The organism is Shewanella sp. 38A_GOM-205m, assembly GCF_000518445.1.
GTDB lineage: Bacteria > Pseudomonadota > Gammaproteobacteria > Enterobacterales > Shewanellaceae > Shewanella > Shewanella algae.
Window position 1 is genome coordinate 115,723 of record NZ_KI912437.1, and the last position, 23,757, is coordinate 139,479.

A 23,757-nucleotide genomic window follows, 5' to 3' on the forward strand; every position below is an offset into this window, starting at 1 on the left:
CTTTCTAAGCTGCCTGGGCGGCAGTGAACTTAAGCAGCGGTTAAATGGCGTGGCATTTGGTTTTCTAAGCTGCCTGGGCGGCAGTGAACAACGGGACGCTTTAGAGCTTTGCGCTGACGAATTTCTAAGCTGCCTGGGCGGCAGTGAACCGCTGAGAACTGTCCGCGTCAAACATTCGTCATTTCTAAGCTGCCTGGGCGGCAGTGAACATGCTTTCAACGCCTAGTTGTTCATCAATAACGTTTCTAAGCTGCCTGGGCGGCAGTGAACGGGACAGGATCAAAGAGCTGATGCTATCAAATTTTCTAAGCTGCCTGGGCGGCAGTGAACCTTTTTGTCAATAAAGGCCTCGGGAATATATTTTTCTAAGCTGCCTGGGCGGCAGTGAACTTGATAGTTAATTCTGATGCTCCCTGGCAACATTTCTAAGCTGCCTGGGCGGCAGTGAACGTCAAAGACCAGACCGAAGCCATTTGCATCGATTTCTAAGCTGCCTGGGCGGCAGTGAACCAAAGAACTATAGACTCAAGCTCTCCGGTCCTTTTCTAAGCTGCCTGGGCGGCAGTGAACATCACTATGAATAAGCTCTTATGAGGAACATTTTTCTAAGCTGCCTGGGCGGCAGTGAACAGAGATTTCCATCTCCATCATCGACAATGATATTTCTAAGCTGCCTGGGCGGCAGTGAACAGCAAGTAAAATATTGGGCGCTCTCTGATAGCTTTCTAAGCTGCCTGGGCGGCAGTGAACTGAATGTTTGCTACTGCTGATTCGATTGCTTTTTTCTAAGCTGCCTGGGCGGCAGTGAACGAGGCGTGGGGGATGGTTTGTCTTTAACTTTTTTTCTAAGCTGCCTGGGCGGCAGTGAACTGTTTAGTGATTGTTGTACTGAGATCGTGAATTTTCTAAGCTGCCTGGGCGGCAGTGAACATCAAAGCGTTTCCTTGTCGATACGCTGAAAATTTCTAAGCTGCCTGGGCGGCAGTGAACAGACTCAAGGAACTTATCCAGCTGATTGAGCTTTTCTAAGCTGCCTGGGCGGCAGTGAACTTTGGCATCGTCGCGACCCTTCTCGTGCATCATTTCTAAGCTGCCTGGGCGGCAGTGAACTAGCAAACCTATTTTCTTTTGCAAGTACTTTTTTTCTAAGCTGCCTGGGCGGCAGTGAACAAGTTAACGGAAAAGGAGGAAGGTTTCGCCAATTTCTAAGCTGCCTGGGCGGCAGTGAACAACACGCTTTATCGGTCTCGGCGCGATTGATATTTCTAAGCTGCCTGGGCGGCAGTGAACGACTTAAGACTCTTAATAGATTCATTTATATTTTTCTAAGCTGCCTGGGCGGCAGTGAACGACCGTTGACGTTGGCCAGTCGTTTGCAGCAATTTCTAAGCTGCCTGGGCGGCAGTGAACCCAAATGCAAGCGGATTTGAGATGTACACCAATTTCTAAGCTGCCTGGGCGGCAGTGAACTAGCTCTGATTCTTGGATTGGCTTCTTTTCTATTTCTAAGCTGCCTGGGCGGCAGTGAACAATTGTGCCTATAGGTGTTTCCTTAACATAAGTTTCTAAGCTGCCTGGGCGGCAGTGAACGTCAAAGACCAGACCGAAGCCATCTGCATCGATTTCTAAGCTGCCTGGGCGGCAGTGAACTAGAACATTTTGATATCAATAAGGCTTTACCAGTTTCTAAGCTGCCTGGGCGGCAGTGAACGTTCGCTGGATTTCGGACTGCCGTGCTGCTCTTTTCTAAGCTGCCTGGGCGGCAGTGAACCGAACTGCTGAAACTGCTCGAGTGTTTCAATATTTCTAAGCTGCCTGGGCGGCAGTGAACCAAGAGCAAGGCGATTCTCCACATGGTTGAGATTTCTAAGCTGCCTGGGCGGCAGTGAACAAAACTGCTCACTTTTAACGATACGCCCACAATTTCTAAGCTGCCTGGGCGGCAGTGAACGGATGATTTATCGCATGAACAAGACGATGAAATTTCTAAGCTGCCTGGGCGGCAGTGAACTGAGCCGAGCAGAGGGGGGAATTCGGGAATGCTTTCTAAGCTGCCTGGGCGGCAGTGAACAATAGAATAAAGCAATAAAAGAAAGTCACAACAGGTGGTTAGGATAAAAAAGCTATTTTTACCCTGTTGAATACCACCTGTTGTAACTGATTGTATATAAAGCTTATTTTTAAAGAGCAAAAATAAAGGGTAAAACTCCCCCTTTGATGCTTAAAAGTGCGGTACTGTTCCAAGCGATGCAATACCATTAACTTTACGACTCAGCCCGTAGCAATCGAACGGCCCATCCACAGGTGTACTTTGCGGATATCTTTCGATAAACAGCGGGAACTTGCTGTTTTTGTCCGGCGAACGTTGTTTCGTTTGCTGGCTGTGCAAGAAGATAAATGGCAAATCACACTGCCCAGTCGGTTTGCTTTTTTCAAGATCGGTTAAGCACTCGGCCAGCGGCTTGCCCGACTTTGCCGCCCATAATGCCGCCTTTTGCTGCATAGCCCGCTCAATCCGCTCAGGCGATTTCACCTGTTTGCGTACAAAGCTCACGTAGGAAACATCACTCGGTACGGGTTTGATCCCTTTAATATGCGCATAGTCTTCGAACCGATTCAGCCATTGGTGAATGGCTAGCTTTTCCAATGACGCTTGTTCTTTGGCAAAGAGGCGCAATTTACCGCCCAGGGGAAACTTAGCCCGGAGATAATCAGGAAAGCCAACCGCAACACTAGACTGATTTGCATCCACTTTGTGTTCAACAAGTGCAATATGCACTTGTTGAAATACATTTTGCCAGAGGAAACCAAGCGAGATATCGACATCCGGTAGTAAGGTAATTTCTTGGTAGTAGTTCATTACCGCCACCTATTTATCACTTTCGCCGAATACCCCACCGCGCACCAACACGGCCACCACATAATGTTCATCTTCTTCACGCGGTAGTGGTTCTCCACGAGCCCACTTGTCAAAGAAGCTGTAAAAATCCTGCTTATCTTTCGGAGTGCGGAATGCTTTACCCAAATTGGTCACTGCGCCATAAGGTTCTATGGCAATCGCCCCTGCACTTTGTTCTGCCAAAGCATATTCTGGATACCAAGTATCAATAGAACGCAATGCATTACCTATTTTTTGTGAGTGCATCGCTGCATGTTCATTAACGGCATAAAGAATTTTACTTTTCTTGGTTTTGCTATTGCCTTTATCCAACACTAGCTCTTCACTTGGATAAACTTCTTGCGCTTTACCCACTTTTGCGTAGCAGTCAATTTGCAGCATCAGGTGTTCGGACTCACTGGCCAAGGCCTTGGCAATGCGTTCAGCCAAACTACTCACTTGTTCGTCGTTATGATCGAAATGGCGGGTGCTGAACTTTTTGGCGTCAAACGTCCAAGTTTGCTCCGCCCCTTTATTAAGCGCCTTAACTTGCACTTCAATTTCTTCAGCACCCACTCGGTTACGCCATAAGAAACGCGCGTTTGCCAGGTTAGTGGCGTAGCGTTTTGCCAATTCAAAACAACCATGCTTGGCAATGTACTGCTCAACTGCGGCACTATAGCTCTGTTTGAATTGCGCATTATTACAAGCCGAAGGTTGAGCTAAACCACCCAACACTTTTAGGGTGAAATGGAGTTTAAGAGTGTCTTGATCTTGCCCCAGAGCACAGGCATCGACACGTTGTAAGTTTGCTTTCTCCACTTCGGCATTTAACTTAAGCGGATCATTTTTTACTGCCGCTTTTAAACGGTTAGAAATGGTTCCACGTACCGATTTTTCTTGTAACGATAAAGGAGTGGCCTGTTCTTTAGCGTCCCAGCTAGTGCCAAAGAGATAGCCATCTGATGGGACTAGTTTTTTTTCAAATGCCAATACTGACGCGGTGTCGTTATTTTTAGCCATGAGATTGTTCCTTATTGATGTTCGTTGATAGCGTTAACTGGCTGACAAAGGTAAAGATCGTTTTCTAAATCGGAGTGGTATTGCCAAAGGGCGTCATCGAGGTTTTTAATTTTGTGCGCCATAACAAACTCACCCAGTGTGACCACACTTTCAGCAAAGCGGTGCGGCACTGATGGATCGCGCTGATTTTTTGCCTCACCTAATGGTGAAATGCCCTGAAACCCAGTGGCAATCGGCACAATCCAGCCACTCGTCTTGCGTTGGCTATGCCAAACAACACTGCCATCTTCAAGCTGTTCACAATTGTGGTTAACACTGAGGTAGCCAAGCAGTGCATCTAATGCATCATTGCCTTGCTGCATGGCCTCTATCATTAGATCGCGCCGTTCTAGCAGCACATAGCCCGGCATTAATTGGCGTAGGACTTGGGCTGTATCCTGTTCCGCAATCACAGATTTGACTGAGGGCAACCCAACGGAAAGAACGTCGCCTCCTGCGACTTTCATCGTTGCTAACACTGCTTGCAACTGCTGGGTAAAGTCTGGCTGCTGAACTTGCTCCTCATTGCCACTCCACTCAATCACTAAAGAGACGTCTAAATGACAGCGTGCTTCTTCTATAAATGCCGAACGCGAACCGTCCTTATCGAGTGGGTTACCTGTACCAATGATTGAATGGACAAAATCGCCCTCACCTTTGTGAGTTTGTACATCACAGCAATGACTGACAACGGCGACACTGTGCAGCATTAACTCAGACAGACCGGCTTGGTTCAGTTTACGCTCTAAGGCATGCACAAAGCCTAACCATGCTGTCATGGCCGGAAAACCGATGGTAAAAGGGCTTGAGAGTGCATTGGCGTTGTGAATTTTAATATGGGGCAAAATCAGCACTCTCATCGAAAGTTCTCCCTATTGCTGGCAACCACGGTCTCAATGGCCAAGAGTTCTTGATCGGCCAGTAATAAGGGGTTGCTGATGACTTTGCTGCGGCTGTAGTGGTTGATTAAGCCACGGGCAATATGGCGAGTGATTTTATCGAGCCACTCATTTTCTTGTTCTCGCTGCGACTCAAATTCAGGGTACAACCAAACTTTTTGCTCCAATGGCAATTCGCTTGGCAGAACGCCTTGATGGTCAGTGAGAAACAGGCGCACTTGCCACATTTTTTCAATAACCAAATCAACGTATTGCTGAATGCGGTAATCGCGTCCACTACGGATATTGATGTTGTTATAGTCGGCTTTAAACAGTCGATGCAACGCTTCCAACACCTCCTTGGCTTGCCAAGCGGTAAAACACTCTTTGAAAAAGTCCGTCTTAGGCAAGCGGATTTCTCTGGGTGTTAAGTTAGGCGGAATGGATGGAAGAAGATGGGCTTTTCCCGCATTTTGGTTATTGAGCACACTGATGTTTTGAGGTTTTGTACCGCCAAAGCCAATGGTCGTTAGACCAAATATTTCTTGATAGCCCTCTGGGTGAAATCGATTGGCTTTTTTGCACTCTCTTACCTCTTTAACAAGCTCCCCAAATCGCATTGCATCAAGTCGTTTGCGTAATTCAAAAAGATGGCCTGAATGGGTCAATAGCGACAATAAATGATATTCACCTTCGGCTACCGGGAAATAGACCTGCTTAATCTTCGAGCTGGATACCGAAGCTTGATCGCTATCGATCATTTTTAAAAAACCGTCTCGTAGCGTCTGATAATCACAGGTTGGCACCTCTAGCAACTGGCGAGCCAACTCACTTTCTTGTTCAATATGCACGAGCAGAGAGCGTTGATCGCTCATCGGCAAGCTCAGGAACTTATACACGTCCAATGCCGCTGCATTGCCGAGTGCATCTGGCTCTACCGCCACATTGCCTGATCGCAGAAAGCCATCGGCACTCGGTTTATTCTTGGCAATTATCGATGAGACATAGCCATTTTTGTTCTTTCGCGCACTCGGATGACTAAAGGTGCAGGGATGTGAGGCTATTGAGATTTGCCCAGCCCTTTTAGCAGCATCGGGTAACCAATTTGCCAACAGAAAGTTTTGCTCACACTCCCGCTGTTTTTCCAATACTTCTGATTCTTGCATCGAGGTACTGACATTTTTCTTAAGCCAGGCTTCTTTGCGCTCGGCAAAGAAGGTGACTATTGCTGGATCTAGCACGGTAAATCCCTCCACTATTTAACCTTAACCAAGCCTAATTGGTCGTTATAACTGTATTGCTGACTTCCTTCCCGGTAGATAAAACTGATTTCTCCGTATCGCACTGATGTAGCAAACTCCTGCTCAGCACTTGTGCTGTATTGATTAACTAACTCGCCGTAATCACGTAGCAGCCAAAGTTTCTGCTGTTGTTCTGGCGCAAGCGGTTGATGCTCAATATTCAAGGTGCGCTCAATCGGGTATAAACCGCCTTGCCCTTCACGCAGGCAAAACTCTATGCAGCGCGCTTTTTTAACTAAGTAGATTTGCACTGAGGGTTCACTTTTACGAAAGCGTTTGAAGTATTGCGGCAATGCCGTAAGCCACCAGTAGCCATGAATATGACCGTGTAAATGCTCACACCAACAAGATTGAGGTCGGCTTTCGCGACGGTTGCGGCTGAATCTATCCCGGCGGTTAACTTCGCTTACTTCTGACTTGCCGATTTGATCCGTGCCGCATGTTTTGGCGGTGGCAAAGTGCTCTAAATCTGCCAAGTTTTTTTGTGGCTCCAACGTCGCTCGCTTCTGAATTCGAGCAACCGCATTAAGCGATTGCAGCAATGGCTTTTCGTCCACCAACTGGGTTAAATCATGAGTGACGAGCTGAGTAGTTCGGTCGGTTTCATAGCCAGGACGGTTAAATACTCGCTCTTCTCCCCCCTTGAACCCTTTGAGGTTGTACTGCAACAAGCCAATATTGGGCACAGGAATTTCTCCATCACGGTGCCTGCGTACACGGCCTGCCATTTGAATAATCGAACGAAAAGAAGAGGGCTCTATCACCGCCCAATCAAAGTCATGGTCGCGCCCCACTTCTTCCACAGGCGTCGTCACCAAAATAAAGATCATATTTTTTGCAGAACAGGCATCCAAATGACCGCGAATTATGGGATGGGTAAAGGCAACCGGTAATTCGTTCGCTGCTTCTTTACGCTTAAGCACCTCATCTAGATGCTTTTCTTGCTCGTGGCGCAGCAACAGCACTTGCTGACTGTGGTAAGCCATGCAACGTACTTCGGTATCTGCTGGCCAATCACAACTGAGTAAGTACTTGGTTAGCTCGACACAGGGTTGAATATTGGCAAGGCGCACCACACCAAAGGAAACTTGAATTTGGCTTTGGGGCTCTAAGGTAGAGTGGTGCCGGTGTTTGGCCAGAACCGCTTGCTTTACTGTTGCAAAATACTGAGTATCAAGCGGTAAATCTGGTTGTTTGAGGCAGGGGATAATTTCGGCTTTACGTTTGGCGGTTTGCTGTTTGAGCTTCTCGACCCGTTTATTGATAAAGCCTTGTTGCAAGGCCTGGTAAGCCTCCAAGTCATAATCATTGCTCCCCACCAACTGAGTATGTGCCATAAATTCATCAATATAAATACAATTAATGCTGGCGTTTCGGTCACGACTGGCGGCAAATACTGCCCACCCCTGGCGATAGGCATTGTACAAACCGAGCGCTAAATCCGGCGGTATAGTGGCAGAGGAAATCATGACTTTGCGCCCCAACATACCGGCCAAGTGAACGAGTCTGCCAATCGCAATCAGATCGTCGCCAGTAAAATCATCGATTTCATCTATCACCAAGTCGGATGACATTAACCGTAAGCAAGGCAATATATAACGCCCACCCCGTTTGGTTTCAGTAGCTGCCATAATATGATCTATGGTGCAAACCAGTACCGGGGCATACAGCAACTTGCGATCTTTTTCCTTGATTAAAACAGTAGTGAGTTCTTCTTCAGGCAATACGCCCTGCCAATGCAGTTCATCAGTTTCTTCTTGCAAGCTTTCCATCGATTCAGAGCCAAGCTCAGCTTGATTAAGTTCCATTTCTTCCTTATCGACTTGCGCACCAGTCTGGTGATGTAACTCGTAAATCGCCTTAGAGCCAATGAGCACAGCGAGATCTTTATCTTGCAGTTTGAGCCGCTGTTTGTATTCATCACCAGTTTGCAAAGTAAGGGTGCGCAAACCAAGCGCGAGAATAAAACGCAGACTTTCACCATCCTCCGAGAGCGCCTGCATGATTTTGGCGTTAGCCATGGTTTTCCCACAGCCAGTACTCGCCATGTTGACCACAAAATAACCTTGGCTTTTATCTTCAGTATGCTCACGCCACTCGATAATTTTACGTACCGCTTTATCTTGCCAACGGAACGCTTTGGGGGTGTTTGCCTTGGGTGCCAGCTCGGTGAGTTCAGTCGCTTTTAGCGGCTCAGATTCAAAAAAGGGCAGTAACTTCACCGTATTCACCGCCACCCTGGCGACATTAACCAAATGTTCATCCAGCTTTTGTTTACGCTCTTTGGTCTCTGGATCTGTATTGGCGTACAGCTCGGTTGAAACCTTCCAACTAGGATCATTGGCTTGCGAAGAGTAATAATGGTCGCCCAGCATCAAGCACAACCGTGCATGGTGTAAAACCACGCGCCAGCTGCCGTCATTCATCGCTTGATCTAACAAAGGCAACTGATGCAATAAATCCTTCGCACGGCGTTGCAATGCCGTTAGCCAAGTTTGTGATTGAGAAAGTAGCCCTAAAGGAAATTCAAAGCATTTGGGTAACAGCCTGTTGTAATCCTCAAATTGGTTTTCATATCCCCATGCCGAAGTGATTCTGGCCAACAAATCACCAAGCGAACTATTACGATTCTCTCGCTGCTCCCGACACATATCTTCTTTTTTGGGCAGCGGTAATCTGTGATGAGAAACAATTAACCAACTAATCAATGCTGCTGCGTTGGGCAGTTCGCTTAGTGGCTTTGCCGTTTGTAACCTCTGGTAAGTCAATCGCGACTCATCAATGCCTTGGTTGATCAGAAAGTTCAACCATGCTTCATCGTGACTATCACTCATCTGGCTTGTAACGAACTGATGAAATAACAGGCAAGAGATCCACTCATGGCGCAGTGGGTCGCCTTTATGCTGGGTTTTAATCTCTGGATTTAATTTTTCCTGAAAAAGTAAAGAAGCCTTACCCCAATCGTGCAGCAAAGCAGCCATGCCAGTGATCGCCTTAACCAAGGGTAAATATTTCCAATCACTTTCATAGTCGCTGTTGAGTAAATCTTTCTCAGTACTGTTAACTGGCACCACACCTTCCAAATTAAATTTCCTTTTACTCCCCACCACCCATAAAAACTGGCTGCGGGAGCGAGAGCGGATCCAATGGCAACTGACGGCAGTGCTGCGGCTGGCGGTTTGACGTAGCATTTTCTTCACCGTTAACAATCCCTCTTCGGTGATCAGGGTTTGCCAGGTGTTATCGCCAATCCGGTTGGCGAAAGCATCCAGTACGCGACGGGTTTTCTTAAGCGCGTTTTTTTCACACTGAGAGACAAAGGTGACCATCATAATGGGATTGCCTCGCGCTCTTGTTCACCCTGATCTCGCAGGGCAACGCGTTTTACTGTGTCAAACATAAAGTCGAGTGCTTTGTGCTCAATAAAGGCTTGCAATATTTGCTGGCGAAACTCTTGTTCGGTTGCGTTTTCTTTGGCACAAACAAAGGCCCAGGGCAGCACAATGGCGTCTTTGATTAAATCGGCCACATCAAACACCAAAGCACCGCGGCGGGTTTTACCATGCATCACGGCAAAGCCATGCGGAATCCCCAATACCCACAAGCAGCTTGCTGCCAAACCATAAGCTAAGTAGTTGCCATGGTTTAAAAAGTCGTTGGCTTTGTCGGTACATTTTTTGTCGGGTTGTTGTTGGCGAGAAAAACCCTCTTTGCCGGTATTATTGGCCGCGTATTTGTATAGAACTTTTGTTAATTGCGCTTCGGTAAGCAGCAGCTCTGAGGATTGACTGGCTGCCACTGTGCGCTTGTGGAAGGTTTCAAGTGATTGTTGGATAACCTGATCCTGAACATTGAACTTTTCCAGAGCGAGTTCACGGTCAGTGCGCCACACCTTTTGTAAGTAGTCGATTCGGGCATTTTGAAATTGTTTTGCAGCGGCTAAGCGCTTTTCATCATCAAACCAAAATGAGAGCCAGCCTTGCAGGTATTCGGTAGGGCGATATTCACTTTGCGGTGTAAACCACTCCACTTCAGTCGCCATATGCAACGGTGTGCCACCACCGCCACAAAACCCTACCAGTACTCCGGCCTGCGAGAGCATACGCATAGCGGCCTGAGTAATTGATGTACCGTTGCCAAGCAGCAAGACTGTAGTGTTGGCGATAGGGATATTGAAGTAGAGGTTTTCTTTATCAGCTTCGGTTAAATAGAGTACTCGGCCATCTTTTTGCATTACGCGACAATATTCGAGGTAATACATGTTGGCGCGTTTTGAGTGCAGAATCACTTTAAGATCAGAGGGTGAGAAATCGTCCATTTAAATACCTCGGCGTTAGATATCAGTTACTTTTACCCAACTTTCCTATTGCCACCAATACTGTACAGACACTCAGGTTAACTGAGTTTACCTCGGCTCAAACCATGCCGGTCCTAGCTATTGAATAACCACTGCTTGATGTCATTTCGGTTTACCAGCACCAACTGCTGAGCCTCTGGAGTGCCATCCAGATACTTGGTATTGACCTGCATTTCCCTGAGCAGGTAATCCACCAAGGCAGCCCGGCACTGAATAATGAGTTGTCCCCCCTCCATCTGATAATCCTTGGCCAGCACCTGTTGTTGCTGGGCTGTCAGGCGGGGATCCGGAGCCAGAATTACCGCCAGCATGGTCTGCCAGGCCGAGTCATCTTTTACAGTTTGATGGGCGATGCCCTCCACAACAGGAATTCCCCGAAAACGGCTCAGAACAAGATCGCGAAAAGCCGCTGACTTTTCACAGTAACCCCGAACATGGTAGCGACTGCCGGCCTTGACTAAGGTGTGGGGGGTAAAAATTCGTCCTTCATCTTCGGGATTGGACAGAGAGACATATTCCACCTCAAGCCTGAGGTTTTGCTCGATGGCATTAATCAAACCGGCGAGGACATGGCGGCACGTGTTGCGTTCCGGCAATGCCATTCGGGTGGCACAGGAGCCATTCAAGGGGCGGGGCTGAGCAAAGTAACCTGTCTCGTACCAGAGGAAAAAGTCATCCAGGGAAGCAGATGAGTAGCTGAGACTGGCGTGCTCTGCAAACCCGAAACAGGCCTTATCAAGCTTTATCAGGGCGCCTGGGTGCAATTCCCGATATTTGGCCAAATCTTTGTGGGCTTGCTGACGGGTAATTGCAAATTGGTGTTCGATATCTTTATTGCGGACTCTCCCTTTCCAAAAGGCCAACATCTCGAGAAAAGCAAATCGCTCTATCGGCAACTTACAATTGCTCACCTTCCCCTCCATGGACATTTAGCTGTCGTCACCTGAACATAAATTCAGTCTGCCATAGCCCCATGTCAACGAGTAGACCTGATGGCGAAATATTCGACACGGCTCATACAATATATTATTTGGTAAAAATCACTTTGATAAATGCCCTCAACATATTGTTTAGTAAAAGAAGACGGCCGACTGGCCGTCTTGCTCGGCTCTTGGCTATTAAACCTCTGCCGGCTCCAACATAAAGACCTTCTTATGCTGTCCCAAGAGTTGTTGCAGCAACTGATTGGTCTGTTCCAGCGTCAGCTTATTCAGCGTGTTATCCGTCTCGGCCAGCTCCTGAAGTCGCCCTTCATCGGCCATGGTCTGCGCCAGCGCGGCGCTCCAAAAGGCGGCGCTTTGGCGCTGTTGACGCTGCAACACGGCCAGGGTTTGCTTGGCCTGTTTGAACTCGGCGACACTCATGCCTTCGCGCACCAGATGCTGCACTACAGTATCGGCGTCTGCGGCCAGCGCCTCGGCCCGCTCAGGCGCCGCGGTGAAATTGAGCCGTCCCAGATAATAAGCCGCCGGGTCACGCGCCAATAGCTGCGACATCTGGATCACATAAACACCGGAAGCCTCGGTGCGCAGTTTCTGCCGCAGCCTTTGGTTCAGCACCTGTTCTATCAGTTGCATCGCCATGCTGTTTGCCGCACTCCACTTCGCATCCTGGCTGTATTGGATCTGCACCATGGTTTTCGGGCTGCTGCTCCAGGGGTAACGGCGCTCCATAGACTCAGCCTTGGGGCGAATGTTGCGATCAGTCCAGCTCTGCGCTGTTTTGCCCTCCTGTTTGGCAAGATGACCGAGCCAGAGGTTGGCCTGCTCGCCCAATTGCTTGAGCGGCAGATTGCCGCTGATGCTCAGCACCATGGCGCCTGGGTCACCCAGCAGTCGCCTATCTAATTGCTCAAGTTTTGCCAGCTCTGATGCAGGGTCACTGCCCTGCATCAAGAGCAGCTCTCCGTTCTCAAAGGCGACTTGTGTGATGGCATCCATAAAGCGCCGCTCGGCGGGCATATGATTCCGCTGTTGCTGAATGGCCTGTAGCTGCCTGCTCAAAGCCTCCTGGCAATACTTGGGCTGAGTCAAACGCAGGGCAAATAGCTTGAGCAGCGGCGCCAGGGTATCGGCGGATGCCTGACCACGTAGGCCATGATGCAGCAGCTCAGCATAGGCGGTGATGCTGATGCCGTATTGCTTCTGCAAGGCCAGCAGATCCCGGCCCGAATATTCGCCGATACCACAGGAGGATGGCAGGTAAAGCGCCTGGCTGACATAGCCCTTGGTGTTGTGGTTCTCCAGAGAGCGGCCACCGGGAAGGCGTAGATCCAGCTGAATGTTATCGGTCAGCATAGGATCGCTGTGCAGCAGCAAGGTCAGGCCATTGGCCAGTTGCCAGCGCTCGCTGCGCACCTTGGGCAAGGCGCCAAGCGCCGGCAGTGATGCTCTATCCACAACCTTATTCATCGCCGGCGGCGTTAAGTCCAGTGTCAGTTGCCTGGGTTTGAGCGCAAAGGCGCCTGGCGTGCTCGCCAGCCCCTGTTGCCAGGCGGTCAGCAGACTATTTTTATTGAGCTTTTCGGCGTCTGTGTCCGGCCCTATGAGGGCAATTTTGACCTCAGCCTGTTGCAGCAAAGACTGTACCGCCGCCTGCAGATGCTCGGGCGTGACCTCGGCGAGAAAGGTCTGGGTCATCTGCCACTCTTGCTGTTTGTTCAGCATAGGCATTTGAAAGCTGACGGCATTGGTCAATTGCTCGAGCAGATAACCGCTGTCATAGCGCGACTCGCTCAGCGCCTGCTGTTGCAAGCGTGCCAGCAAGGGCACCTTAACGGCATCCAGCTCGGCTTGGCTCACCCCTTGGCTCGCCAAACGTTTAAGCTCGGTGGCAAAGCGCTGCAACGCTGTGCCGTAGTCGGCATCGAGCGGGTGCAGAATCGCCAGATGCTGAATTCGCGAAGGCGACAGTACCGCGCTCTGATCGCCGAGCTGCGCCTTGGCAAACAGCTGTTCATCCACCATCAGGCCGAGACGACGGTTCAGTACCGCCAGCCAGAGCCTGTCGAGCAGATCCCGCCATTGGCCGTTGATACTATTGAGCGGCGCGGGCAAGGGCTGTTGCAGCATGAGTTGGATGAAACGCTGCGATTGCTCGGGATCCAACACAGTTTGCAGTTGCACCTCGGCAGCAGAGGCATCGAAGCGGCCCCAGTCGGCGGTGACTTTACTGTCGCCCTTCGCCATAGGCCCGAAGAAATGCTCGATATGCTGCCGAGCGTCTTCGACATCGAACTCACCGGCCATCATCAGCACCATATTTTGCGGCTGATACCAGTCCTGATAATACTGCTTGGCCAGGGTCACAGGCGCAGTGCGGATCACTTCGGGCAGGCCTATAGGATTACGCTCGGCCAGTTCGCTGCCTTGATAACGCAGTTGCTCCAGGGCGCTATTGATCCTCTGCCCTAGCCCCTGACGCAGACGCCACTCTTCGATGATCACTTCCCGCTCGCGCTCAAACGCCTGGGGATCGAATGTCAGCTGATGGCCCCACTGGGATAAGATTTTCAGTCCCAACGCCACTTGCTGCTCGTCGGCGGCGGGTAAAGACAACTTATAGACGGTGGAAGCAAAGCTGGTTACCGCATTGACATGGCTGCCAAGGCTGATCCCCTGCTGCTCCAGTTGTTTAAAGCTTTGCTGATCCGCAAACGCCTCTGTGCCCTTGAACGCCATGTGTTCAACAAAATGGGCCAAGCCCTGCTGGGCGTCGGTTTCCTGCAGCGAGCCGGCCTTAACCAGCAGCCTGAGTTCCACATTTTGCCGCGGATCTTTCCTGGGCAGCAGCAGCACCTGCAAACCGTTGGCCAAGGTATAAGTTTGCAGATCCGGCCTCAGTGGCAAACTGCCCTCGGCGAGTGGTTGCTGTGACGTTGACTGTTGTTGTGACTGTGGTTTCGGCTCAGTAGTGCTTTGGCAAGCCAGCAGCAAACCGACCAGCAAACATACTATCAAGGGTTTCATTTCAGGCCTCCCTCAGGCGGGTGATGGTGGCAGGTTGAGATTGTTCATCCTGCTCCAGGGAAATAATCTCATCGGCCAGCTGATGCAGTGGCAATTGATGGCTGACCAACACTATGCAGGCCTTGGGCAACTCGGCGCGCAAGAGTTGCAGCAGCGAAGTGGCGGCGGCTATGTCCAGCGCCGAGGAGGTTTCATCCAACAGGATCAGCTCAGGGGCGTTGAGTAGCAACCGGGCAAACATCACTCTTTGCTGCTCGCCGCCCGATAGCCGCTGCAGCCAGTTGTCTGTGTGTTCGAGCGTGTCCTGCAGCTCCCCTAATCCCACCTGCTGCAACACCTGGAGGCAACGTTCGTCGCTAAACCTCTGGGTGTCAGCCGGATAACAGATGAGCGACTTGAGTGAACCCTCCGGCAGATAAAGGCGCTGGGATATCCAGCAGGGACAGACCCGAGTAGCCAGCTCCCCGCAATAGCCATCCCAGAAGCCAGCCAGGGTTCGCAGTAAACTGGTTTTCCCGATACCGGAGCGGCCGTGCAGTACCAGCAGCTTTCCAGGTGTGAGTGAAAGGCGCAGTCTTTGCAGCAGCGGCCGACCATCCGGCAACAAGAGATCCAGACTGGCCTGCAACAGCGGCACTACCTGTGGTTCAAGCACATTGACACTTTTATCTGGAACACTATCTGTTGCAGCTGAGGGCTTGGCGGCGACTGCCGCCTCGGGCCGCGGCGTATCGGCAAACAGACTGGCTTCAAAATGACTCAGACGCTCGACCGTAGCGCTCCAGCGCGCCAGGTCTTTATAGGCGTAGATAAACCAGCTGAGGGCACTGGCCACCTGGGTGAAGGCCATCTTTATCTGCATTAAACCGCCGAGCTGAATTGCCCCGGCAAGAAACTTGGGCAGAGCAAAGAATATCGGCGCCAGCATGGTGACCTGGCTGTACCCTGTTGTGAAGAAGGCCAGATTACGCTCCTTGGACATCAAGGCGTACCAGTTACCGGCTACCCGGGAGAAGCTTTGCGCCAGAGCCTGCTGCTCGCAGTCCTCACCTCGCTGCCCGGCAATGGCTTCACTGTGGTTACGGCGCTGCACCAGGGCGATACGGAAATCCGCCTCACGCTTTTGTTGCTGAAAGTTAAGCCGGTGCAATGGCTTACCCACCTTGTGGGTGATCAGGGTGCCTATCAGGGTGTAGAGCAGGCAGACCCACACCATGTAGCCGGGTATGGTCAACTCGGCATCGCCCAAGGGAATGCTGATCTCGCCGGACAGCGTCCAGAGGATCACCACAAAAGAACCTATGGTGAGTACAGAACGCAAGAAGGACAACAGCAGATCCAGCGAAGTGTCCACCAGCAGGAAAACGTCCTCGGCGATGCGTTGATCCGGGTTGTCAGGCTCCTGCTGCCCAAGCTGGATTCGGTAATGGCGACTGTCCGGCGACAGCCAGCGGCTACATAGATCCCGGGTCATCCATTCACGCCACTGTATGATGAGCTTTTTCTTCAGGTAGTCGGCGTACACCAACACCAGCACCAAGGCGACGATGATCAGCATAAACTGCTGCAACAGGGGGTAAATCAGGCTGCCATCCAACTGCTGCAGCGCGTTGAAGAAGTCGCCGTTCCACTGGTTGAGCTGCACGCTGAACCAGACCGAAGAGAGGCTTAAGGTCAACACCACCAGCAGCAATGCCAAAGCCGGCAGCCGTTGCCGATTACACCAAAAGGGTTTTATCAAATGCCAGAACATGGCCAGATGTTTCATATCGGAAAATCCATCAATAGCAACGGGCGGCCGCTGGGCCGCCCGCCGAAGAGTCAGCTTAGTATTCGTAGTTCAACTGCAACCAGAACTGACGTCCCGGCTCATAGTTGAAATAGAGCTGATCCTGATAAACAAAGGAGTCGTTGGCATTTTTGCGGTTGAGCAGGTTGTAGATCTCCACCGACACAGAGGCGCCCTTGGCAAACTCGGGCTGCCATTGCAACTTGGTATCCCAACGGAAGGTCGAGGCGTAATCCACTTTGGCGTACTTAACCAGATCCTTGCCGGTCTCGGGATCGCGGAAATAACCGTTCTGATCGCGACTGGCCTGCTCACGGCTGGAGGTCCAATGCAGCAGGTTATACCAGGTGAGGCCGTAGTCATCGAACTCGTGGGTCAGTTCCAGATCTATCTTCCAAGGCGCATTGAAGTCGGTGGCCGGTAAATCGGCCGCAGCAATGACCTTGCCGTCATACCAAACCTTGTCGGCATCCACATTGAGACCGGATTCGAAATAGCTGTAACCCTGATCTTTTGGGGTGTTGCTCTTGGTTTCCTGCCAGGCGACCGAGAACTTGGCCTGGTGGTTTGCGCCCAAGAATTGAAGGGTTTCCCGATTCATCAGGGTGAAGATCACGCTGTCATGGCTGGTACTGCCGCTGTTGTCGAAGGTTCGAATGGCGCGCTGTTCATAGTCATCAGTGCCGGGATACTTGTAACGGCTGCGCACTTCATCGCGGCCGTTGCGGTGCACATAGTTCAGCTTCCAGATGCTGTTGCCCCAAATCTGTTGAACACCGGCAGTAAACTCGTCGTTATAGGGCGTTTGCAGGTCTTCCATCCCCTCATAATCCCGGGTCGGCATCCAGTCGTTGTCGGCAGAGTTGGGTTTACAGTCAAAGTAGCAATGCACCAGGCCACCGTTTTGGCCGCTGTAGAGAGCATAAGTCAACATGGAGCGACCATAGTAACGGTTGGCCCCGGCGGTCAGCAGGGTGTTGCCGTCGCCAAACAGGTTCCAGCTGCTGCTGAGTCTCGGAGCCAGATTATTGCGATTGACAAAGCCGTCGTGATCCAGCCGCAGACCAGGCCTGAAGCTGAAATCGCCCCAGTTGATCACATCTTCAACATAGAGGGCATACTGGCTGTGAGTACTCTTGTATCTGCCTTCAAGGAAGGCATCGAGACGCAGTTGTGACCAGCCCATCATCTCCAGGCTGCCGTCATAGTTGTTGCGGTAGTAAGTCTTGTCCCGGTTGAATGCAGCGTCCGTGTAACTGGCTTCGCCCCCCAGGGTAAAGGTGTGACTCATACCGGCCCATTTGAGGGGATCCCATTTCCACTTCAACTTGGCGGTACTGGTTTCCTGGGTCGAGTCCAGATCGCCCGGGCCTCCGGAGGAGTAGGAACGATTGCTCTGCCAGTCCATCAATTGCACCCAGTAAGTCTGCTCGCCGGCACGCTTGTCTGTCATGCGGTTATAGTTGAGCGACAACTCCAGTGTCGAAGCGTCAAAGCCGTGCTCTATCTCCAGGGTAGAACTGTAGCCCTTGTGTTCATCGCGGTAGTCTGAATTGGCCACCCCGTTGAAGAACATGTCCGCCTCATAGGCCGAATAGGCCAGCGACAGATGCGCCGTGGTGCGTGGTGAAGCGTACCAGGTAAACTTGCTGAACAGATTGTCTGAGGTACGCCGTTGATGCTTGAGGCCGCCGCCTGTCTTAAAGGCCACCAACTCACCGTTGGCATCCAGTCCCACTGCGGTAGTAGGTACATTCATCATGGGGATTTTCGACTCACGCCGGGAAACCGAAGCCACAAAACCCAAGTCGTCGGTAATGCCGGTTTCAAAGCTCAGGCCATAGTTGCGCTTGCTGTAATCCGTCTGGAATCTGGCCGGTTGTGACAGGTCATTATTGGCCGAGTCAAACTGCAATTTGTCATCTATATGCACCTTGTTCCAACTGGCATCCGTTTGGCGGAAATAGACGCTGGCGGCAGTTTCCCCTTGCCAACTGCGGGTTGTTGCATCCACTACCCCGCCGGTAAAGCCACCGAATTCCACCGGGATATTGGCATCATAAAGGGTCACGCTGTCTATCAGGCGGCTGTCGACATACAAGCCCTGCTCGTCACTGGACAGACGGGCATTGGTGACCACGCTGCCATCGACCGGATCCAGGTCGTTGTTGATGCTCATGCCATCGAGCAGGAAGGCATTTTGATAGGCATTGCTGCCGTGAATGGAAATGTCGGCGGGTTTGATCTCCCCCTGATTCAGACTGCTGTTGGCGCTGTTGGAAAACTGCACCGCCGGATTGGACCTGAGCAAGTCGGTCAGGTTACCGTCACCGGTTGGGCGTTTTTTGATATCTTCCCGGGTCAGGGTTTCATGTTGGGTCAGGCCATTGTCGGCCTGCTCTCTGACGATTATCTCCTGTTGATCAGCCACATCAACCTGTTGCGCCTGAGCTACCGGCATCAATGCCAGACCACAGACTACAGCCGCGTGTTTCTTCATCCTCAATCCCTTTATTGTTAAAAAACAGCGATGCAGGAGTTGAACCCGCACCACTAAAGTGTGAGGTTGGCCAAAATAACTTGATCAAATACAAATGACAATTGTTATCATTACTATTTGCTGATAATGTCTCAAATCATGTCAACATTCTGGTGATGATGTGCGCAAAACCACAGCATTCCAGACAAAAAATATTTTCATTCAGATGTTTACTAAAACAGCAGTATCTGTCTTGGCCGCCTGGGTATTACAGGTGGCGGCCACGCCGAGTGACCTCAACGAGATCCACAGGGCCGACCGTCAGGGATTAAAGGCCAGCCAACAAGCCCAGCAAGCCATAGAAAAACTCGATGATGAGCAGCAATCCCTGATCCAGGAAAGCCGCCAACTCAAGCATGAAATCCAACTGGCCAGCCATTACCAAAAGCAGTTGCAACAGCAGATAGGGCAGCTGCAATCTGCTCTGGAGGAGCTTGGCGAGCAGCGTCGGCAGCTGCGCCAGACCCGGATGCAGCTGGCCCCGATGATGGACGAAATGCTGCTGTCGCTCACGCAACTGGTGCGGGCCGATCTGCCATTTCAGCAACAGGAACGGCAGCAGCGTCTCGATAATTTGCAACTCCTGCTGCAAAGCGCCGAGCTGAACCAGGGCGAGAAGCTGACCCGGCTGTTGGATGCCTACCAGGTGGAGCTCAGCTATGGCTACAGTGTGGAGAGCTGGCAGGGCAAACTCGGCGACGGTCGGCTGGTGAATTTTCTGCGCGCCGGGCGCCTGGGGTATTTTTTCCTCACCCTGGATGGCAAGGCCGGTGGCCGCTGGCAGGGAGATAATTGGCAGGCGCTGGCGCCTGAGCAGCTTGGCAATGTCGCCGCGGCCATCCGAGTCGCCTCCGGAGAAGGCATACCGGCACTGCTGCAACTGCCTCTGATAGCGGAGGCATTATGAGCTTTTTGTCTTCCCTCACTCGCCAGAGCATGATGCGTCCCGCATTACTGTGGGCGCTATCGCTGTTGTCACTCTCATTGTCCCTCCCCTGCCAGGCCGAGAGTCTGCAACAGGTGTTGGAACAGGTTCGCAGTGGCAGTCGCCAGGAACAAGCAGCCGCCGAGCGGCAAGAGAACCAGAGCCGTCAGAGCCTGGAGCAGGTGCGCAGCAACCATAAGAAACTGCAGCAGCAACTCACCCGGACTCAGGCAAATAACCTGGAACTTGAAGACCAACTGCTGGCACTGCAGCAAAGCCTCAAGGACAAACAGGCCCAACTCAACGCCGAAAAAGCCAGTCTCGACGGGGTGTTTCGCGCCATCAAGGAACATGAGCAGTTGCTGCTCACCACAGTGGCACCCCACAGCCTCTGGCGCCACGACAGCAGCGGCCTTGCAGAGATACCCACTGACCAACTTGGCCTGCAGCGACTGCAGGCGCTTTGGACCGCATTGACAGAACAAAGCGTATTGGCAGCCAAACCCATAGTGCAAAGCAGCGAAGGCCTCAATGCCGATGGCACCCCAGTGCTATTGAATGTCACCGAATATGGGCCTTTTAATGCCCTCAGCGATAAAGGCTGGGTACGCTACTTGCCGGCGCAGCAAAGCTGGCAACTGCTGGCTGAGCAGCCAAAGCTATCGCCCACCCAGGGGAGTGTCTGGCTCGACCCCTCGTTTGGCAAGTTGCTGCAACAGGCGGCAAACGCTAACGGCTGGTTCGACAAGCTCAAACCGGCAGGGATAGTCGGCGTCTTTATCGGCCTGATAGCCCTGATAGCCTCAGGCATAGCCCTGAACCGCCTGTGGATACTGCGCCGCGAAAAACGGCGGCTGACCCAACAGCAGGCCAGCCAGCAAGTCAAGAGTGACAATGCCCTCGGCCGGGTGATGTTGGCGGCAACCGATTGCCCCGAGGAGCAACTCGAAGCGCGGCTCAACGCCGCCGTACTCAGCGAAGTCCCCCGCCTGACCCGTGGCACAGGCACCCTGGCGGTATTGGCGGGTATTCCACCGCTGCTGGGGCTTCTGGGCACGGTTGGCGGCATGATTGAAACTTTCGATGTGATCACCCGTTTCGGCAGCAACAACACAGAGCTGCTCTCGGGTGGCATTGCCGAGGCACTGCTGACCACCCAGCTGGGACTGATGACAGCCATTCCGCTGCTGTTGCTGCACTGCGCAGTCAAGAGCCAGAGTCGGCAACTGACCCAGATGCTTGAGCAGGAAGCGGCCGCCCTGGTGGTATTGCAGCGCTTTGGTGACACAGGTAACCCAGGGCAATGAGCACTTTCTATGACTTTGTGCTGCAGGCCGGCGTCATTGTTTGGCTGATACTGCTGCTCTCTTGCCTGATGTGGTATCTGCTGCTTAAGGGCTTTAGCCGTATTCGCCGCCTGAGCCCCCGCTGGCGGGATGAAGCCCGCCACTTGAATCCCAAGCTAGCGCGCTATGACCTCTGGCAAAAGGCGCAGCTGCAACAAGCCTTTCTCAGCCGCGCCGCCCTGAATTTAAGCGGCGGACTCGACTGGATAGATTCACTGATAAAGATACTGCCGCTGCTGGGGCTCTTGGGCACTGTCGATGGGATGATCAGCAGTTTTGCCGAGCTTGGGCAACTCGATGTCCAAAAACAGCTGTCATCCGGGATCAGCTCGGCACTGCTGACCACATTGGCCGGTTTGGTGACCTCCTTGTCCGGGCTCTATCTGGCCTATCAGCTCAAGCAGAGCAATCAGCGGTTGCTGGCGGAGCTGCGCCGGACATTTTCGGAGTAAAAGATGCAATTCAAACATACAGATGATCAGGGCACAGAAGCCAATGTCGATCTCACTCCCTTGATTGACGTGGTATTTATTCTATTGATCTTCTTTATTTTATCGGCGTCATTTCAGAAGACCCAGTCGCTGGAGCTGGAACGCCCCACAGCTCAGGTGCAAGACAATCAGGATAAGCGCGCCATCTTAATTAGCATAGACAAACACAATGTGATCTGGCTGGAGCAGCAAGCCGTCAAGGCGGTTGAACTGCCCGCCAGGCTGAAACACACGCTGGCAAGTTCAGAACAGAGTTCGGCCATTATCGAAGTGGATAAGCATGTCACCAGCGGCAAGCTCATCGAAGTGGTCGACAAAGTACGCATCGCAGGAGTCAATAATGTGGCCGTCGCAACCCAAGACCCCAGCTAGCCAAACAGGACTGATTTTCACCAGTGCCATACTGATCAATTTGGCGTTGGCCAGCCTGATCTATGCCCTGACTCTGAGCCAAAGCACAGCACCAGTTAAACGGGTCACATTGGGCGGAGTCTACTTTCCCGAGCGGCAGGATAGCAAACCGCAAGAGCCCTTGCCTGAGGTGCGCCTCAGCTCGGCGCCGCTGACATCCTCGCCACCACCTCCGCCCATGACACTGGATCTCAGCGCGCTGGATGCCAACACAGGTATTCCTGTACCGGATCCCCTATGGCCGACGCCGGATGATATTCAGCAAATCCAGCCACCTACGCTGAATTTCAGCCAAAGCGGCAGCGCCCCCGGCAGTACCATGCAGGCCAGTATCGCCATGGCGCAGGTGGTATTTCAAATGCCGCCCGAATACCCGCTGCAGGCCAAACAGCGGGGCATTGAAGGACAGGTGACCCTGGATTTGGCGATCAACCCGGAGGGCAGAGTGGAAGATATCAAGTTGGTGGATGAAACCCCCAGCGGCGTGTTTTACCGCTCGGCTTCCAGAGCCGTGCTCAGGTGGCGCTTCGCGGCGCCCAAGCAGACCCAATGGCAACGGATAGTGATCAGATATGAACTTGAAAAATAGCCTGTTGTTTTGCTGCATTCTGTTCAGCGCGCCGCTGCTGGCGAGCAATGCACTGCAACGTTATCAGCAACTGCAGTTTCAATTGCAGCGGGATCCTGCTGCGGCGCTCAAGGCGATTGAAAGCTTTCAGCGTCAGTATGCCGAAGGCAGCGACAGTGAGCAGCAGATGGCGGCCTACCTGCATCTGCAGGCCTGCATCAGTCTCAAGAACTATCAGTGCGCCGCGCAGCAAACCCGGCTGTTGCTGGCTTTACCCGTCACGGCATTGCAGCAACGGGATCTCTATAAGCTGGGTGCCCAGTTGAACTATCAGCAAAGCGAATACCGCCAAAGCCTGGAATACAGTAAGCAGTGGCTGCAACTGGCGGCCAAGCTCCAAGAGCAACAACAGGAACAAGAACTTAAACCCGGCGCCACTGAATTTGCCACCATGCACTCGCTGGCCTCCTACGCCGAATTTCAGTTGCAGCAGCTGCCAAAGGCCACTGAGCAGATGCGTCTGGCACTGGATTGGGAAGTCACCGAAACCCGGCAACACTTTCTGCAGTCCCTGTATCAAAGGCAGCAGCGTTTGCCGGAAGAAGAGCAACTGTTGAGGCAGATGATCGCCGCCTATCCGGATCGCCCCCTCTATTGGGAACGCCTGGGCCATAACCTGCAGCAACAGGGGCAAGAGCAGGAATCGCTCAATGTCCTCAGCTCGGCCTACAAGGCCGGGCAGTTGCCCACTCGCAGTATTCCACTGCTGGCACAGTTATTGATGCTGCATCAGGCCCCCGGCCGAGCGGCAGATCTGCTGGAGCAACACAGCGAGGCACTGGCACAACACTCCAGCTATAAGCCGCTGCTATCTCAGGCCTATTTGTTGTCGCGTCAAAGAGACAAGGCGCTGAGCCTGCTGCAGAAATCAAGCCAAACCCAAGGACAGAAATCCTTGCCGCTGCGGGCACAATTGGCTTACAGCCTGGGGCAATGGCCGCTGGCACAACAACTGTTGTCACAGCTACGGCAGCAAGATGCAGATAACCGCTACTGGCAGCTGTTGCTGGCCCTGAGCCACTACGAAGCCGGGCAGTTACAACAAGCCAAAACCTTGCTTAAAGCGATCAACCAGGGAGAGTACCAGACGACGGCGGCTCAGTGGCTGAATCAGATAAACTACCTCACGGACGACCCCTGAGGCTCTATCAGGTTTGCTGCAAAATGTGATTAACCAAGCAAAA

General features: G+C 52.1%; 16 protein-coding genes and 1 CRISPR repeat array. Of the genes, 6 read left to right on the forward strand and 10 right to left on the reverse strand.

The window, feature by feature from the left end:
• Position 1 precedes the first annotated feature (1 nt).
• Positions 2-2,071: a CRISPR direct-repeat array (repeat unit 28 nt; unit sequence TTTCTAAGCTGCCTGGGCGGCAGTGAAC).
• Between the two features lie 150 nt (positions 2,072-2,221).
• The 10 genes from cas6f to N512_RS23480 all read right to left on the reverse strand — a co-directional run bounded on the left by cas6f (position 2,222) and on the right by N512_RS23480 (position 18,733).
• Positions 2,222-2,860, reverse strand: a complete 639-nt coding sequence (gene cas6f / locus N512_RS0119580) for a type I-F CRISPR-associated endoribonuclease Cas6/Csy4 (protein WP_028781389.1) — start codon at positions 2,858-2,860, stop codon at positions 2,222-2,224.
• 9 nt (positions 2,861-2,869) lie between these two features.
• Positions 2,870-3,901, reverse strand: a complete 1,032-nt coding sequence (gene csy3 / locus N512_RS0119585; RefSeq protein WP_028781390.1) for a type I-F CRISPR-associated protein Csy3 — start codon at positions 3,899-3,901, stop codon at positions 2,870-2,872.
• Between the two features lie 11 nt (positions 3,902-3,912).
• On the reverse strand, positions 3,913-4,800 hold the full coding sequence (gene csy2, locus N512_RS0119590; protein WP_028781391.1) for a type I-F CRISPR-associated protein Csy2: 888 nt from the start codon (positions 4,798-4,800) through the stop codon (positions 3,913-3,915).
• Complete coding sequence (gene csy1 / locus N512_RS0119595; RefSeq protein WP_028781392.1) at positions 4,797-6,059, reverse strand: type I-F CRISPR-associated protein Csy1; 1,263 nt, start codon at positions 6,057-6,059, stop codon at positions 4,797-4,799. The genes csy2 and csy1 overlap by 4 nt, the downstream gene beginning before the upstream one ends.
• Before the next feature lie 14 nt (positions 6,060-6,073).
• Entirely contained in the window at positions 6,074-9,451 is a 3,378-nt protein-coding gene (gene cas3f / locus N512_RS0119600; RefSeq protein ID WP_028781393.1) for a type I-F CRISPR-associated helicase Cas3f, read from the reverse strand.
• On the reverse strand, positions 9,448-10,437 hold the full coding sequence (gene cas1f / locus N512_RS0119605; protein ID WP_028781394.1) for a type I-F CRISPR-associated endonuclease Cas1f: 990 nt from the start codon (positions 10,435-10,437) through the stop codon (positions 9,448-9,450). The genes cas3f and cas1f overlap by 4 nt, the downstream gene beginning before the upstream one ends.
• A gap of 113 nt (positions 10,438-10,550) precedes the next feature.
• Positions 10,551-11,387 (reverse strand): WYL domain-containing protein, encoded by an 837-nt coding sequence (locus N512_RS0119610; RefSeq protein WP_197021478.1) that lies wholly within the window; start codon positions 11,385-11,387, stop codon positions 10,551-10,553.
• Between the two features lie 207 nt (positions 11,388-11,594).
• Positions 11,595-14,444 (reverse strand): M16 family metallopeptidase, encoded by a 2,850-nt coding sequence (locus N512_RS0119615; protein ID WP_028781396.1) that lies wholly within the window; start codon positions 14,442-14,444, stop codon positions 11,595-11,597.
• A gap of 1 nt (position 14,445) precedes the next feature.
• Positions 14,446-16,212, reverse strand: a complete 1,767-nt coding sequence (locus N512_RS0119620) for an ABC transporter ATP-binding protein/permease (protein WP_028781397.1) — start codon at positions 16,210-16,212, stop codon at positions 14,446-14,448.
• A gap of 58 nt (positions 16,213-16,270) precedes the next feature.
• The gene (locus N512_RS23480; RefSeq protein WP_051472887.1) at positions 16,271-18,733 is read right to left on the reverse strand and encodes a TonB-dependent receptor plug domain-containing protein; all 2,463 of its coding nucleotides are present in this window, start codon (positions 18,731-18,733) and stop codon (positions 16,271-16,273) included.
• A gap of 205 nt (positions 18,734-18,938) precedes the next feature.
• Between N512_RS23480 and N512_RS0119630 the strand changes: the two genes are divergently transcribed.
• From N512_RS0119630 to N512_RS0119655, 6 genes are read left to right on the forward strand one after another with little or no spacing between them, the layout of a single operon-like run.
• Positions 18,939-19,679, forward strand: coding sequence for a DUF3450 domain-containing protein (locus N512_RS0119630; protein WP_081737216.1), 741 nt, complete (start codon positions 18,939-18,941; stop codon positions 19,677-19,679).
• The gene (locus tag N512_RS0119635; protein ID WP_028781399.1) at positions 19,676-21,004 is read left to right on the forward strand and encodes a MotA/TolQ/ExbB proton channel family protein; all 1,329 of its coding nucleotides are present in this window, start codon (positions 19,676-19,678) and stop codon (positions 21,002-21,004) included. The genes N512_RS0119630 and N512_RS0119635 overlap by 4 nt, the downstream gene beginning before the upstream one ends.
• Positions 21,001-21,495: a MotA/TolQ/ExbB proton channel family protein gene (locus N512_RS0119640; protein WP_051472888.1), complete on the forward strand. Its 495-nt coding sequence runs from the start codon at positions 21,001-21,003 to the stop codon at positions 21,493-21,495. The genes N512_RS0119635 and N512_RS0119640 overlap by 4 nt, the downstream gene beginning before the upstream one ends.
• A 3-nt stretch (positions 21,496-21,498) precedes the next feature.
• On the forward strand, positions 21,499-21,906 hold the full coding sequence (locus tag N512_RS0119645; RefSeq protein WP_025011347.1) for an ExbD/TolR family protein: 408 nt from the start codon (positions 21,499-21,501) through the stop codon (positions 21,904-21,906).
• On the forward strand, positions 21,875-22,534 hold the full coding sequence (locus tag N512_RS23875) for an energy transducer TonB (protein WP_025889824.1): 660 nt from the start codon (positions 21,875-21,877) through the stop codon (positions 22,532-22,534). The genes N512_RS0119645 and N512_RS23875 overlap by 32 nt, the downstream gene beginning before the upstream one ends.
• Complete coding sequence (locus N512_RS0119655; RefSeq protein ID WP_028781401.1) at positions 22,518-23,714, forward strand: hypothetical protein; 1,197 nt, start codon at positions 22,518-22,520, stop codon at positions 23,712-23,714. Before N512_RS23875 ends, N512_RS0119655 begins: the two co-directional genes overlap by 17 nt.
• Positions 23,715-23,757 lie beyond the last annotated feature (43 nt).